Annotated in this window: 10 protein-coding genes and 1 pseudogene; 4 read left to right on the forward strand and 7 right to left on the reverse strand. The window is 61.1% G+C overall.

Features of this window, described 5'->3' with window-relative positions:
* The 4 genes and pseudogenes from OKC29_RS06725 to OKC29_RS06740 form a co-directional block, all read right to left on the reverse strand.
* The gene (locus OKC29_RS06725; RefSeq protein WP_039213166.1) at positions 1-789 is read right to left on the reverse strand and encodes an ATP-dependent zinc protease family protein; all 789 of its coding nucleotides are present in this window, start codon (positions 787-789) and stop codon (positions 1-3) included.
* A 52-nt stretch (positions 790-841) separates the two neighbouring features.
* Positions 842-1,819 carry a tRNA 5-methoxyuridine(34)/uridine 5-oxyacetic acid(34) synthase CmoB gene (gene cmoB, locus OKC29_RS06730; protein WP_024943816.1) on the reverse strand — a complete coding sequence of 326 codons (978 nt, stop codon included), beginning with the start codon at positions 1,817-1,819 and terminating at the stop codon, positions 842-844.
* Positions 1,816-2,565 (reverse strand): carboxy-S-adenosyl-L-methionine synthase CmoA, encoded by a 750-nt coding sequence (cmoA, locus tag OKC29_RS06735; protein ID WP_011705416.1) that lies wholly within the window; start codon positions 2,563-2,565, stop codon positions 1,816-1,818. The genes cmoB and cmoA overlap by 4 nt, the downstream gene beginning before the upstream one ends.
* Positions 2,566-2,958: 393 nt before the next feature.
* A pseudogene (locus OKC29_RS06740) lies at positions 2,959-3,806 on the reverse strand (DUF72 domain-containing protein).
* 432 nt (positions 3,807-4,238) lie between these two features.
* Between OKC29_RS06740 and aspS the strand changes: the two are divergent.
* The 3 genes from aspS (at position 4,239) to OKC29_RS06755 (ending at position 8,740) form a co-directional block, all read left to right on the forward strand.
* Complete coding sequence (gene aspS / locus OKC29_RS06745; protein ID WP_145980026.1) at positions 4,239-6,005, forward strand: aspartate--tRNA ligase; 1,767 nt, start codon at positions 4,239-4,241, stop codon at positions 6,003-6,005.
* A 95-nt stretch (positions 6,006-6,100) separates the two neighbouring features.
* The gene (locus tag OKC29_RS06750; protein WP_011705419.1) at positions 6,101-6,841 is read left to right on the forward strand and encodes a YebC/PmpR family DNA-binding transcriptional regulator; all 741 of its coding nucleotides are present in this window, start codon (positions 6,101-6,103) and stop codon (positions 6,839-6,841) included.
* Positions 6,842-7,123: 282 nt separating this feature from the next.
* Positions 7,124-8,740 carry a phosphoethanolamine transferase gene (locus OKC29_RS06755; protein ID WP_073349596.1) on the forward strand — a complete coding sequence of 539 codons (1,617 nt, stop codon included), beginning with the start codon at positions 7,124-7,126 and terminating at the stop codon, positions 8,738-8,740.
* A 69-nt stretch (positions 8,741-8,809) separates the two neighbouring features.
* Here the strand turns inward: OKC29_RS06755 and nagC are convergent, their stop codons facing one another.
* Genes nagC through nagB form a run of 3 tightly spaced genes read right to left on the reverse strand, consistent with a single transcriptional unit; the run spans position 8,810 to position 11,984 of the window.
* Entirely contained in the window at positions 8,810-10,024 is a 1,215-nt protein-coding gene (gene nagC, locus OKC29_RS06760) for a DNA-binding transcriptional regulator NagC (protein WP_016350209.1), read from the reverse strand.
* Between the two features lie 4 nt (positions 10,025-10,028).
* Positions 10,029-11,174 carry an N-acetylglucosamine-6-phosphate deacetylase gene (nagA, locus tag OKC29_RS06765; RefSeq protein WP_017409813.1) on the reverse strand — a complete coding sequence of 382 codons (1,146 nt, stop codon included), beginning with the start codon at positions 11,172-11,174 and terminating at the stop codon, positions 10,029-10,031.
* Positions 11,175-11,183: 9 nt separating this feature from the next.
* Positions 11,184-11,984, reverse strand: coding sequence for a glucosamine-6-phosphate deaminase (gene nagB, locus OKC29_RS06770; RefSeq protein ID WP_011705423.1), 801 nt, complete (start codon positions 11,982-11,984; stop codon positions 11,184-11,186).
* Between the two features lie 273 nt (positions 11,985-12,257).
* Here nagB and nagE point away from each other — a divergent pair, with 273 nt between their 5' ends.
* The gene (gene nagE, locus OKC29_RS06775) at positions 12,258-13,712 is read left to right on the forward strand and encodes an N-acetylglucosamine-specific PTS transporter subunit IIBC (protein ID WP_011705424.1); all 1,455 of its coding nucleotides are present in this window, start codon (positions 12,258-12,260) and stop codon (positions 13,710-13,712) included.
* Positions 13,713-13,786 lie beyond the last annotated feature (74 nt).

A 13,786-nucleotide genomic window follows, 5' to 3' on the forward strand; every position in this document is an offset into this window, starting at 1 on the left:
TTATTTCACATCCTTGAGCTTGGGTTTGGGTTGGATATATTCGCGGGCCACATCAACCACGGCGATGTCTTTCAAAAACTCACGGCCGAGCAGCACGGGGAAGGCCATGTCGCTGCGGTCCTTCAGGGTAAATTCGGCCTTCTCGGTCATGTCGCCGATGCGTACCGCGAGGCGTACCACCGGACGGCGGTCGAGATCGTCGGCGGAGGCCTGACGCACCCGCACGTGGCGCACCAGCGGCGCTTCAATCTGGATCTTGTCGTCCATCTCCTGATGGCTCAGGAAGAAGCGCACCCAGTTCTTGCCGTTGCGCTCGAAGATGGTGATGTCCTGGGCGCTGATGGAGGAGGTGGTGGCACCGGTATCGACCCGCGCCTGGAAGGCGTCGTTGGCCGCGTCAACCCAGATCCACTCCGCCTCGCCGACCAGCAGCTTGCCGTCGACGGTGTGACCCTGGCTCGGGGCCTGGCACTTCTCGGTCGGGATCGCCATGGGCTTGGGCGGCTCGGGCGGCAGGGATTCGAGCTTGCTGCCGACTTTGTTCACAGACTCTTTCATGTTGTTGACATCAGTGTTGAGCTGAACCAGCAGGTGCTGTTGCTGCACATACTGCTTCTGTTGCTGTTCCATGGATGTTTGCAGGCGCTGCTCGCTCAGATTGATCTCGTTGCGAAGCTCGGCCAGCGTCAAGGTAGGTACCGGGGGCGCTTTCTCCATACTGACACACCCGCCGAGACTGAGCAGGGAGAGCAGGGTCATTCCTTTTAATTTGCTTTTCATGTCATTCATTTAACTGTGCTTCCTGGAATTGGGTCAGTGTAACTTCCACAGCCGCCATCGGCTAGTCTTTGGCCTTTCTGGCAATCAGTACGGCACGTTTCGGTGCCGGGTGTCCTTCTACCGTGAGTGCGGGATTGGTTGGATCCAGATAATCACTCAGGGATTCATTAATCATCCAGTCGGTACGACGCTGTTCGTCGGTGCTGGTCATATTCTCGTCGACAATCCGCACATCGGTAAATCCGCAGCGCTCGACCCACAGCTTGAGGGCCGCGCTGGAGGGGATGAACCAGACGTTGCGCATCTTGCCGTAGCGATCGGTGGGCACCAGCACGTCGTTGACGCCGCCGTCGATCACCAGCGTCTCCAGCACCAGCTCGCCGTCATCTTTCAACTGGTTGCGCAGTTGCTCGATGTGCTCGATGGGGGACTTGCGGTGATAGAGCACCCCCATGGAGAAGACGGTGTCGAACGCCCGCAGCTCCGGCAGCTCCTGAATGCCGAGCGGCAGCAGGTGGGCACGCTGGTCGTTGCCCGTGAAGTGGCGGATGGCCTCGAACTGGCAGAGGAACAGCGGGCTCGGGTCGATGCCGACCGCCAGCTTGGCTCCTTCACCCACCATGCGCCAGAGGTGGTAGCCACTGCCGCAGCCCACGTCCAGCACGTAGCGACCGGCAAGCGGGCTGATGTGGGGCAGCACTCGATCCCACTTCCAGTCGGAGCGCCACTCGGTGTCGATGTGGATGCCGTGCACGGTGAACGGCCCCTTGCGCCAGGGCATGAAGTGGCGCAGCAGGCTCTCCACCTTCTTGCGTTCCCCTTCGCCGAGGCTCTCGGCCGAGCCGATTTCGACCCGGCTGTGCAGCTCGATGTGGCCGGGGGCCACCTGCGGCAGCTTGTTGAGGGCGCGGTTCCAGCGCGGCAGATCGCCGTGCTGGTTGTCGTGCTGCCAGGCGTGCAGCTGGGCGGGCAGGGTATGCAGCCAGTGGCTCAGCCGATTCTTGGCGATCAGCTGGTAGAAGTTGGCAAAGTCGATCATGGCTGGGCAGGCTCGCTCGATTTGATGGCAATCATGGAGCCGAAGTTGAAGCACTGGAACCAGAGATCCTGATGGGCGAAGCCGGCATCCCGCAGGCGGGCCTGATGCACCGGCAGGCTGTCGGTGCGCATCACGTTCTCAAGGGCGGTGCGCTTCTGGCTGATCTCCAGCTCGCTGTAACCGTTGGCGCGCTTGAAGTCGAGGTGCAGGTCGATGAGCAGCTCGTTGACCGGTGCATCTTCGAAACGGAATTTTTCGCTCAAGATCAGGATCCCGCCCGGGCGCAGCCCATCAAAGATGCGCTGGATCAGGGCGGCCCGCTTCTCGGGCTCGACGAACTGCAGGGTGAAGTTGAGCACCACCACAGAGGCGTTCTCGATGGCGATGTCGCAGATGTCCGCCTCCACCAGCTCCACCGGCACCTCGGACTTGAAGCCAGAGAGGTGGGCGCGGGCGCGCTCGATCATGGGGTGGGAGAGATCCACCGCCGTGATGTGGCAACCGGGCTGGGTGACGTGGCGACGCATCGCCTGGGTGGCGGCGCCGAGCGAACAGCCGAGGTCGTAGAGCCGGCTCTGGGGCTGGGCGTAACGGGCGGCCATCATGCCGATGGCGGAGATGATGTTGCTGTAACCCGGCACCGAGCGCTGGATCATGTCGGGGAAGACATCAACGACCTGTTCGTCAAAGCAAAAATCCCCCAATCGAGCGATAGGGGCGGCAAAAATCTGATCTTTGGTATGCATGCTGGCGCAACCTGACAGCCGGTGCGCGAACCGACTGTTTTGTTCAATTGAATCGTTGGGTGACACCGGTCCGGGCCGGGTCGTCACCGGTTCACGAACGGGGTGGCGGGCCTTGAGATCCATCGGGCCGGTTCCGTTCGCAATGGACCATCATCCTGGTCCTTTCTGAGGGCGGCACCATCTGCGGCAACGAGTTGCAGCGCACTGGCGTCTGGGCCCTGTTTATGGCGCCGGATGCCTGCCTGCATCGGATTGTGCTGGGCTGGCGGTCCGGGTCCTTACTTGGGGCGCTAGTGTAGAGGAAAGGTCGGCGTTTGTCTTGACGCCAAGCCCCGTCCAGCCACAAAAAAACGGCTTTTTTTCGCGGCGGGGAAGACGGGGTGAGGCGGCTGACTAAAAGGGCAGCACGCCCTGCTGCGCGCGATCGTTTTCCCCTGGCCAGGGGGCCATCTCCTCCCCCAGCAGGCGGGCAACCTGACGGGCCAGCTCGGGGGACTGGGCGTTGTCGGCCGTATGTATAAAGAGGTAGAGATCTTTTCCCTCCGCCAGCCACTGGCGCCAGTGCGGCAACCAGCCTGGCAGGAAGGGGTGGTTGGCGGCCGATCCGGCAGGCCGATGAGCCGCACCACGGGGGCATTGGCGGTGGCCAGCAGGTGCACCGGCAGCCTCGGCTTCTTGCCCTGGGCATCGGTCATGGCTGCCGTGGTGGCCGGCACCGAGAACAGCGGCCGGCTGTCGAGCATGATGCGGTTGATGTCTCTCTCCATCAGCAGCCGGTTCAACTGCCGCTCCGCCTCGCCCTTGGCGAAGAAATCGGGGTGGCGCACCTCGAGGGCATAGCGAAACGCCGGTGGCAGCCGTTCGAAAAAGGACGCCAGACGGGGTAGTCCCTGTGGGCCGAAGCGGGCGGGCAGCTGCAGCTTGAGCAGTCCCAGCTTGTCATGCAAGGGTTCCAGCAGGCGGATGAAGTCGCTCACTTGCTTGTCGGCACTTACCAGATCGCTCTGGTGGCTGATGGTTTGCGGAAACTTGAAGCTGAACCGAAAGTGGGCAGGCACCGCATCGGCCCAGCGCCGGACCGTGTCGGGGGTCGGCGAGGCGTAGAAGGTGGTATTGCCTTCCACCGTGTTGAATACCCGGGCATAGTGGGCGAGGTGCTCGGCGGGCTTGGCGCCCACCCCCAGCAAGTGACCTGGCCAGGCCGGGTGCGACCATTGTGGCAGGCCCAAAAAGAGGCTCATGAGGGATCCTGTCTGCGGGTTTATCTCGTTTTATCCCCCTTTTTTGCCCCGGGATGTAAAAAACAGGGCAAAGGAGGCTGCTGGCCATTTTACCCAAATGGGGGTTTTCCTCTATAATGCCAGCCCTTTTGTTTGCCAATTTGTTGTGACTCACGCCGCTGTACGCATATTGTGACGACGGCAGCGGCCATGATGCGGCCAAACAACAATCGCTTGCCGATGCCCTCCGCCCGACAACCCGGCCGCTTGCCAGCCGCCTCTGGTCGAGCCGATATCGGCGGCAGGTGTCCGATCCCGGCGGTCGGACGGTACGAGACAGATTTCAAACCGGGCAAGAACAGGATCTGGCCAGCTGTGAGACAGACGGTGCTTGCCAGTCGTGCCCGGCGACCCAGGTTAACCGTCTCTCTACAAATTCGAAGGAAGAAGTCCATGCGCTCTATCTATTGCGGACAGGTCAATGAGGCCCATGCTGGGCAGACCATTACATTGTGCGGTTGGGTCCATCGTCGTCGCGATCTGGGCGGCCTCATCTTTATCGACATGCGCGACCGGGAAGGGATCGTGCAGGTGTTCTTCGATCCGGACAAGCCGGACGCCTTCGCCCTGGCCTCCGAACTGCGCGGCGAATTCTGCATTCAGGTCTCCGGCGTGGTACGCACCCGTCCCGACTCCCAGCGCAACAGCGACATGGCCACCGGTGCCATCGAGGTGTTTGCCCACGAGCTGACCATCATCAACCGTGCCGAGCCGCTGCCGCTGGACTTCAACCAGGTCAACAGCGAAGAGGTGAGCCTCAAGTATCGCTACCTGGACCTGCGTCGCCCCGAGATGGCCAAGTACCTGAAGACCCGCGCCAAGGCCAGTGCCTTCGTGCGCCGCTTCATGGACGAGCACGGCTTCCTCGATATCGAGACCCCGATGCTGACCAAGGCCACCCCGGAAGGGGCCCGCGACTACCTGGTGCCGAGCCGCGTGCACAAGGGCAAGTTCTACGCCCTGCCGCAATCCCCGCAGCTGTTCAAGCAGTTGCTGATGATGTCCGGCTTCGACCGCTACTACCAGATCGTCAAGTGCTTCCGCGACGAAGACCTGCGTGCCGACCGCCAGCCGGAATTCACCCAGATCGACGTGGAAACCTCCTTCATGACCGCGCCGCAAGTGCGTGAAATCATGGAAGAGATGATCCGCAAACTGTGGCTGCACATCCTGAACGTGGATCTGGGCGACTTCCCGATCATGACCTTCGATGAAGCCATGCGTCGCTACGGCTCCGACAAGCCGGACCTGCGTCTGCCGATGGAGCTGGTCGATGTGGCAGATCTGCTGACCGCCGTCGAGTTCGCCGTGTTCGCCGGCCCCGCCAACGATCCGAAAGGCCGCGTGGCTGCCCTGAAAGTACCGGGCGGCGCCGAGCTCTCTCGCAAGCAGATCGACGAGTACACCAAGTTTGTCGGCATCTACGGTGCCAAGGGCCTGGCCTGGATGAAGGTCAACGAAGCGGCCAATGGCATCGAAGGGGTACAGTCCCCGGTGGCCAAGTTCCTCTCCGACGCCATCGTGCGCGAGATCCTGGCCCGCACCGGCGCAGCCGACGGCGACATCATCTTCTTCGGTGCCGACTCCAAGAAGGTGGTGTGCGATGCCATGGGCGCCCTGCGTCTGAAAGTGGGCCGCGATCTGGGTCTGCTGGAGAACGTCTGGAAGCCGCTGTGGGTCATCGACTTCCCGATGTTCGAAGAAGATGGCGAAGGCGGTCTGGCTGCCATGCACCACCCGTTCACCGCGCCGAGCGGCCTGAGCCCGGAGCAACTGAAAGCCAACCCGGTAGGCGCTTACGCCAACGCCTACGACATGGTGATCAACGGCTACGAAGTGGGTGGCGGTTCTGTCCGTATCCACAACAGCGAGATGCAGGCCACCGTGTTCGACATCCTGGGGATTACCCCGGCCGAGCAGCGCCTGAAGTTTGGCTTCCTGCTGGACGCCCTGAAGTACGGTACCCCGCCGCACGCCGGCCTGGCCTTCGGCCTGGACCGTCTGAGCATGCTGCTGACCGGTACTGAAAACATCCGGGACGTGATTGCCTTCCCGAAAACCACGGCGGCCGCCTGTCTGATGACAGACGCCCCCAGCTTTGCCAACGCCGCCCAACTGGGCGAGCTGGCGATTGCGACCACCGTCAAGGGTGATGAATAAGCCGTTACCGGCAGCAAAGGCCGCAGCAATGCGGCCTTTCCCTTGCATCAGTCATGACCAGTGTTACTGAAATTCAAAAATAACGGAGAGTCCCTATGGCAGGTCACAGTAAATGGGCCAACATCAAACACCGCAAGGCGGCGCAAGACGCCAAGCGCGGCAAGATCTTCACCAAGCTGATCCGCGAAATCACCACCTCCGCGCGTCTGGGTGATGCCGATCCTGCCAACAACCCGCGCCTGCGTGCGGCGGTGGCGGCAGCCCTGACCGGCAACATGACCCGCGACACCATCAACCGTGCCATCCAGCGTGGCGCCGGCGGTGGCGATGGCGAGCAGCTCGAGACCATCGTGTACGAAGGTTACGGCCCGGCCGGCTCTGCCGTCATGGTGGAGTGCCTGACCGACAACCGCAACCGTACCGTTGCCGAAGTGCGTCACGCCTTCAGCAAGTGCGGTGGCAACCTGGGCACCGATGGCTCTGTTGCCTATCTGTTCAGCAAGAAAGGGCTGCTGACCTTCGTGGGCGTCGATGAAGATGCCCTGATGGATGCCGCCCTGGAAGCCGGTGCCGACGACGTGGTGACCGAAGAGGATGGCTCCATCGAGGTGTATACCACCCCGAACGATTTCGGCACCGTGCTCGATGGTCTGGAAGCCGCCGGCTTCAAGCCCCAGAGCGCCGAAGTGACCATGATCCCGTCCACCGAAGCCGAGCTGGATGCCGAGACTGCGCCCAAGCTGATGCGCCTCATCGACATGCTGGAAGATCTGGACGACGTGCAGGAGGTGTACCACAACGGCTCCATCTCCGACGAAGTCGCCGCGACCCTGTAACTCGGTTCGTGAACACTCAGGTGGCGACGCTCTGTTCGCCTCCGCTGAAACGGCAGCCTCGGCTGCCGTTTTTCTTGTGATGACCTGACGCCTGAAGGCCGTGCCGGACATGGCATTGCCCGCCTTAATTTTCCCTTAAGTTTGGCTTTTTAAGCTGCCTGCCGTGTCCGGGCCTCGCTGCCCCTTGCCGCCGTCACCTCGGGAGGAGGGATCGGCAAGTGAGACTGCAACAAGAGGTGCCCTGTGTGGCCCCTGTCCTGCCTGGTTTGTCGGAGTATCGTTATGCGCATCACCCTGAGTGTGATGAAGGTGAATCTGTTGCTGGTGCTGTTGTTTGCACTGGTATTCAACTGGCCCATTTTCCTGCACTTTTACACCATTCTCACCAAGCTGGAACACGTCAAGACGGGCTTCGCCCTCTCGATCCCCTTCGTGCTGCTGGCCGCGCTCAATGCGGTGTTCCTGCCTTTTACCTTTCGCTATCTGCTCAAGCCCTTCTTCGTGCTGCTGATCCTGATGGGATCCGTGGTCAGCTACGCCATGCTCAAGTACGGCGTCATCTTCGACGTGAGCATGGTGCAGAACATCGTCGAGACCAACACGGGGGAGGCGACTTCCTACTTCAATGCCTCCATCCTGCTCTGGTTCGTGCTGACCGGCCTGCTGCCGGCGCTGGCCCTGCTGTGGGTGAAGATAGAGTATCCCCGTCCCTGGTATAAGGGACTGGGCCTGCGGCTCGGCTCCATCGCCCTGTCCCTGCTGTTTCTGGTGGGGGTGGCGGCGCTCTATTACCAGGATTACGCCTCGGTCGGGCGCAACAACAAGTCCCTCGGCAAGGAGATAGTGCCCGCCAACTACGTGCACGGCCTCTATCGCTACGCCACCGACATCCTGTTTGCCACTCCGATCCCGTATCAGCCGTTGGGCACCGATGCCAGGGTGGTGGGGCAGGGCGGCAAGCCGACCCTGATGTTCCTGGTGGTGGGGGAGACGGCGCGCAGCCAGAACTACTCCCTCAACGGTTACGGCAAGGCCACCAACAGCTTCACCGCGCGGGAATCGGGCATGGTCTCGTTTCGCAACGTGCGCTCCTGCGGTACCGCCACCGCGGTCTCGGTGCCCTGCATGTTCTCCAATCTGACGCGGCGCGGCTATGACGACACCCTGGCCCAGTCCCGTGACGGCATGCTGGATGTGCTGCAGCACGCCGGCGTCTCCGTGCTGTGGAAGGAGAACGATGGCGGCTGCAAGGGGGTGTGCAAGAACGTGCCCACCATCGAGATCGAGGCCAAGGATTTTCCCCAGTATTGCCAGAAGGGTTCCTGCTACGACGAGGTGATGCTGGAGGGGCTGGATCGGCAGATCGCGCAGATGAAGGGCAACAAGCTGGTGGCCTTCCACCTGATGGGCAGCCACGGCCCGACCTACTATCGCCGCTATCCCGCCAGTGAGCGGACCTTCGTGCCGGACTGCCCGCGCAGCGATATCGAAAACTGCACCAATGAAGAGCTGGTCAACACTTATGACAACACCATCCGTTACACCGACAAGGTGGTGGCCCGTCTCATCGACAAGCTCAAGACGCTGGAGCAGGATTACAACGTGGGGCTGGTCTATCTGTCGGATCACGGCGAATCCCTCGGGGCCATGGGGCTCTACCTACACGGCACCCCTTACAAGTTCGCGCCGGACGATCAGACCCGGGTGCCGCTGATGACCTGGTTTTCCCCCCAGTTGCAGGCCGATCGCCAGCTGGATATGACCTGTCTGCAGCAGGAGGCGGCCAGCAAGCGCTTCTCCCACGACAATTTGTTCCACTCCATGCTCGGCATCATGGATGTGCAGACCCAGGTGTATGACGGGGCCTTGGATCTGTTCAAACCGTGCCGGGCGGGGTGAACCGGCGAAAGTGACCAATAAAAAACGGCAGCCACTGGCTGCCGTTTTTTATTTCGCAAGGCCGCGGCCTTACTTCTGTTCCATGATGATCTGCAGCAGATCCCCTTCCAGCAGGGCCCGCTTCACCAGCGCGAAACCACCGACGGTGGGCTGATTCTGGAAGCGTGCCTTCACGATGGGCAGGCCGCGATGGAAGCTCGGCAGCGACTGGTGCTCCACGCAGCGGCGGATGGCCGGGAACAGGATCTCTTCGGCGGCGGTGATTTCGCCCGCGATCAGCACCTTCTGCGGGTTGAACAGGTTGACCGTGATGGCCACCGCCCGTCCCAGATGCTCACCCACGTTCTCGATCACGCTGCGGGCCAGCTCGTCACCGGCCATGGCCGCCTTGCACACCTCCTGGATGGTGATGTGCTTCTCTTGCAGCGAGCTCAGGTGGCCGCGGCTGATGAGTTCCTTCACCTTGTCGACGATGGCCTCGTTGGAGGCGATGGTCTCCAGGCAGCCGAAGTTGCCGCAGTGGCAGCGCTTGCCGAGCGGCTCGACCTGGATGTGGCCGATCTCGCCGACGTTGCGGTTCTGACCGAGGAACACCTTGCCCTTGGTGATGATGCCCGAGCCCGCCCCCTGGTGGACGCTCACCAGGATGGAGTCCATGCAGTCGCGGGACTCGCCGAAGAAGTGTTCGGCCAGTGCCAGCGAGCGGGTGTCGTTGCCCACGTAGCAGGGCAGGTTGAAGTGGTTTTCCAACAGCTTGGCCAGTGCCAGATTGCGGATCTGGTACTTGGGGGTGTAGATGACCATGCCCGATTCCGGATTGACCAGACCCGGCATGGTCAGCGCGATGCTGATGAGGTTGCGGCTGCGATCCTGCTGGGAGTCGATGAAAGCACCGATCTCCCGCAGCAGCATGTCGACCACCGGCTGTTGCTCGATCTCGGTCACCTGGGTGATGTGCTGATCGAGCTCCTTGCCGTCGAGGTCATACAGGGCGAGCTGCAGGTAGCCGCGGCCGAGCTTGGCGGACACAAACTGGAAGCGATGCTTGATGGTGGTCAGGGAGATGGCGCGCCGGCCGCCGGTGGAGGCTTGCGGCGAGGTCTCCTTGATCAGGCCATGCTCGATCAGTTGCCGGGTTATTTTGGTCACGCTGGCCGGGGCCAGCTGACTCAACTCGGCAATTTTGACCCGCGAGATGGGCCCCTGCAGGTCGATGAGCCGATACACGGCTGCACTGTTGACCTGCTTGATAAGATCTACGTTTGCTATTTGTCCGCCAGTCATAGTGTCACTGTGTTGTGTAGTGTCCGTTAACCACGGTCCCGCAGACCGTGAAGGCCTGATCAAAGACAGTCAGGTTGGCTATTTTTCCGACCTGGATACTACCGAGACGTGAGTCCCATCCAATGGCGCGAGCAGGGTAAAGGGTGGCCATTCTCAGTGCTTCATCGAGCGGTAATCCGACCTGTTTGACCAGATTCTCCACCCCCTCAATCATGGTGAGGGCAGAGCCGCCGAGTGTACCATTCTCGTCGACGCACTGACCATCGCGGAAATAGACGGTTGCGCCACAAAAATCAAACTTCTCAAAGCCTTCCGGTGCCCCTGCCGGTGCGGTCGCGTCGGTGACCAGCACCAGTCGCTCTCCCAGCATCTTGTGCGCAAGGCGCACGTTGGCCCAGTGCACGTGATGGCCGTCGACGATGACGCCGGCGTAGACATCCTTGCGATCGTAGATGGCACCGACCACGCCCGGCTCGCGGCCGTTCACGGTCGGAGTCATGGCGTTGTAGAGGTGGGTGGCAAAGCGGATGCCGTTGTCGAACCCGGCCATGGCCTGGTCATAGTTGGCGGCGGTATGGCCCGCGGAGACCAGAATGCCGGCCTCCACCAGCCGGCGGATGTGCTCCGGCTTGTTGCGCTCCGGCGCCAGGGTGATCTTGGCGATGGCATCCGCGTTGGCGCAGAAGAAGTCGATCATCTCGTCGGCGGGCTGGCGGATCTGCTCGGCCGGGTGGATCCCCTTGCGCTTGAGGTTGGTGTAGGGTCCTTCCAGATGGACGCCCAGTACTTCGTTGGGGTGCGCAGCCATGTAGTCGCGGGTGACGGCGACGGCCTGCTTCATGTCTGCGTCCGGACTGGTGATCAGGGTCGGCAGGAAGCTGGTGGTACCGGATTTCAGGTTGGCGGCCTGCATGGTCGCCAGGGTCTGGGTGGTGATGTGGCCGTTGAACATGACGCCGCCACAGCCGTTGAGCTGGACGTCGATAAAACCGGCACTCAGGTTGGCACCCTTGAGATCAATGCGTTCGATGCCGGCCGGCAGTTCGGCCAGGCGGGAGATGGCGACAATCTTGTCGCCCTCGATGACCACCCCGTAACCGGTCAGCACGCAGCTGCCGGTGTAGAGGGTGCAGTTGGTCAATGCGTACATGGTGACTCCTTACAGACGGCCGATGTTGGCGGCTTCGAGCTGCTGGAAGTAACGCACTGTCTTGACCTTGAGCTCCATGGTGGAGGGCTCGTCACACACCATCATTCCCTTCGGATGCAGTTGCAGGGTGGAGATGGTCCACATGTGGTTGACGCTGCCTTCCACTGCGGCCTGCAGGGCCTGAGCCTTGCCGTGACCGGTCACCAGGATCATGATCTCCTCGGCATCCATCAGGGTGCCGACACCCACGGTCAGCGCCAGCTTGGGCACCTGCTCCATGTCGCCGCCAAAGAAGCGGGAGTTGGCGATGCGGGTGTCTTCGGTCAGGGTCTTGACCCGGGTGCGGGAGGAGAGGGAGGAGGCCGGTTCGTTGAACGCGATGTGGCCGTCGTTGCCAACACCGCCCATGAACAGGTGGATCTTGCCGTAGGACTTGATTTTGTCTTCGTAGCGCTTGCACTCGGCCACCAGATCCGGCGCGTTGCCGTTGAGGATGTTGATGTTCTCGGGGCGAATGTCGATGTGGCTGAAGAAGTTGTTGTGCATGAAGCTGTGGTAGCTCTCGGGGTGATCTTCCGGCAGGCCGACGTACTCGTCCATGTTGAAAGTGACCACGTTCTGGAAGCTCACTTCACCGGCTTTATGCAGTTCAATCAGGCGCTTGTAAGTGTTGAGCGGGGTGCCGCCAGTGGGCAGGCCCAGTACGAAGGGGCGCTCGGCAGTGGGTTTGAACCCATTGATACGGTCAACGATGTAACGGGCAGACCACAGGCCCACTTGGCTGGCAGATTTCAACGGGATCAGGCGCATTGTAGATACCTCTGTACGGGTTGCTGCCGGGATGTCGGCGGCAAATAGACTAGGACGGATTCAAGTTGTTTTATAGCGTAAATAAAGATTGCGAACTAAGCCACATCTATCCGCCACCTTTATCTCGTTTGGGTGATAATGATCACGATTATAGGTTTATTAATTTGCGCAGCGAAATAAAAGCCCTAGACTGCCAATCAAGCCTTGATGGCTTATGCGTCAAACGTGATAAGCACTTAATTTCTAGAAAAACATTAACTAAGGAGAGGAACCGTGAACATTCTCGGTTATTTGCAAAAGATCGGCCGTGCCCTGATGGTGCCGGTAGCGGTATTGCCTGCCGCCGCGATCCTGATGGGGATTGGCTACTGGATTGACCCGAATGGTTGGGGTGGTGGCAGTCCTGTCGCCGCGTTCCTGATCAAGGCCGGCGCAGCCATCATCGACAGCATGCCCGTGCTGTTCGCTGTCGGTGTTGCCTATGGTATGTCCAAAGACAAAGACGGTTCTGCCGCGCTGGCCGGTCTGGTCGGTTTCCTGGTGGTGACCACTCTGCTGAGCCCGGGCGCCGTTGCCCAGATCAAGGGTATCCCGGCCGATCAGGTCCCGGCTGCCTTTGCCAAGATCAGCAACCAGTTCGTCGGTATCCTGTGTGGTGTCATCGCCGCTGAGCTCTACAACCGCTTCAGCAGCGTGGAACTGCACAAGGCGCTGGCCTTCTTCTCCGGCCGCCGTTTGGTGCCGATCGTAACCTCCGTGGTGATGATCGTCGTCTCCTTCATCCTGATGGCCGTTTGGCCGGTCATTTACGGTGGTCTGGTGAGCTTTGGTGAATCCATCGTCAGCCTGGGTTCCACCGGCGCCGGTATCTACGCCTTCTTCAACCGCCTGCTGATCCCTGTCGGTCTGCACCACGCCCTGAACTCCGTGTTCTGGTTCGACGTGGCCGGCATCAACGACATCCCGAACTTCCTGGGCGGCCAGTCCTCCATCGACGCCGGCAAGGGCATCGTGGGTGTGACAGGCATGTATCAGGCTGGCTTCTTCCCGATCATGATGTTCGGTCTGCCGGGTGCCGCGCTGGCCATCTACCACTCCGCCAAGAAAGAGAACAAAGAGAAAGTTGCGTCCATCATGATCGCAGCCGCCTTTGCCGCCTTCTTCACCGGGGTGACCGAGCCGCTCGAGTTCTCCTTCATGTTCGTGGCACCGGTGCTGTACGTCATCCACGCCCTGCTGACCGGTCTGTCCGTGTTCATCGCTGCCTCCATGCAGTGGATTGCCGGCTTCGGCTTCAGTGCCGGTCTGGTGGATATGGTGCTCTCCAGCCGCAACCCGCTGGCGACCCACTGGTACATGCTGCTGGTGCAAGGCCTGGTGTTCTTCGGTCTCTACTACGTGGTGTTCCGCGCCGTCATCGTCAAGTTCAACCTGAAAACCCCGGGTCGTGAAGATGACGAAGCAGTACCGGCACAGGCTCAGACTACCGACCGTACCGAACTGGCACGCCAGTATCTGGAAGTGCTGGGCGGTCAGGAGAACCTGGTGACCATCGATGCCTGCATCACCCGTCTGCGTCTGACCCTGAAAGACCGCAGTATCGTTGACGAGCGTAAGCTCAAAGCCCTGGGCGCGGCCGGTGTGGTCAAGCTCGGTGAGCAGAACCTGCAGGTGATTCTGGGCCCATTGGCCGAAATCATCGCCGGTGAGATGAAGGCCCTGCGTTAATCGGGCGCCAAGCTCGCCTCAAGTCTAAGTCCATTGTTGACATAACTAAGGGCCCCGCCTCGGGGCCCCATATA

Source organism: Aeromonas sp. QDB34 (assembly GCF_027705405.1).
In the GTDB taxonomy this organism is placed as follows: Bacteria; Pseudomonadota; Gammaproteobacteria; order Enterobacterales; family Aeromonadaceae; genus Aeromonas; species Aeromonas hydrophila.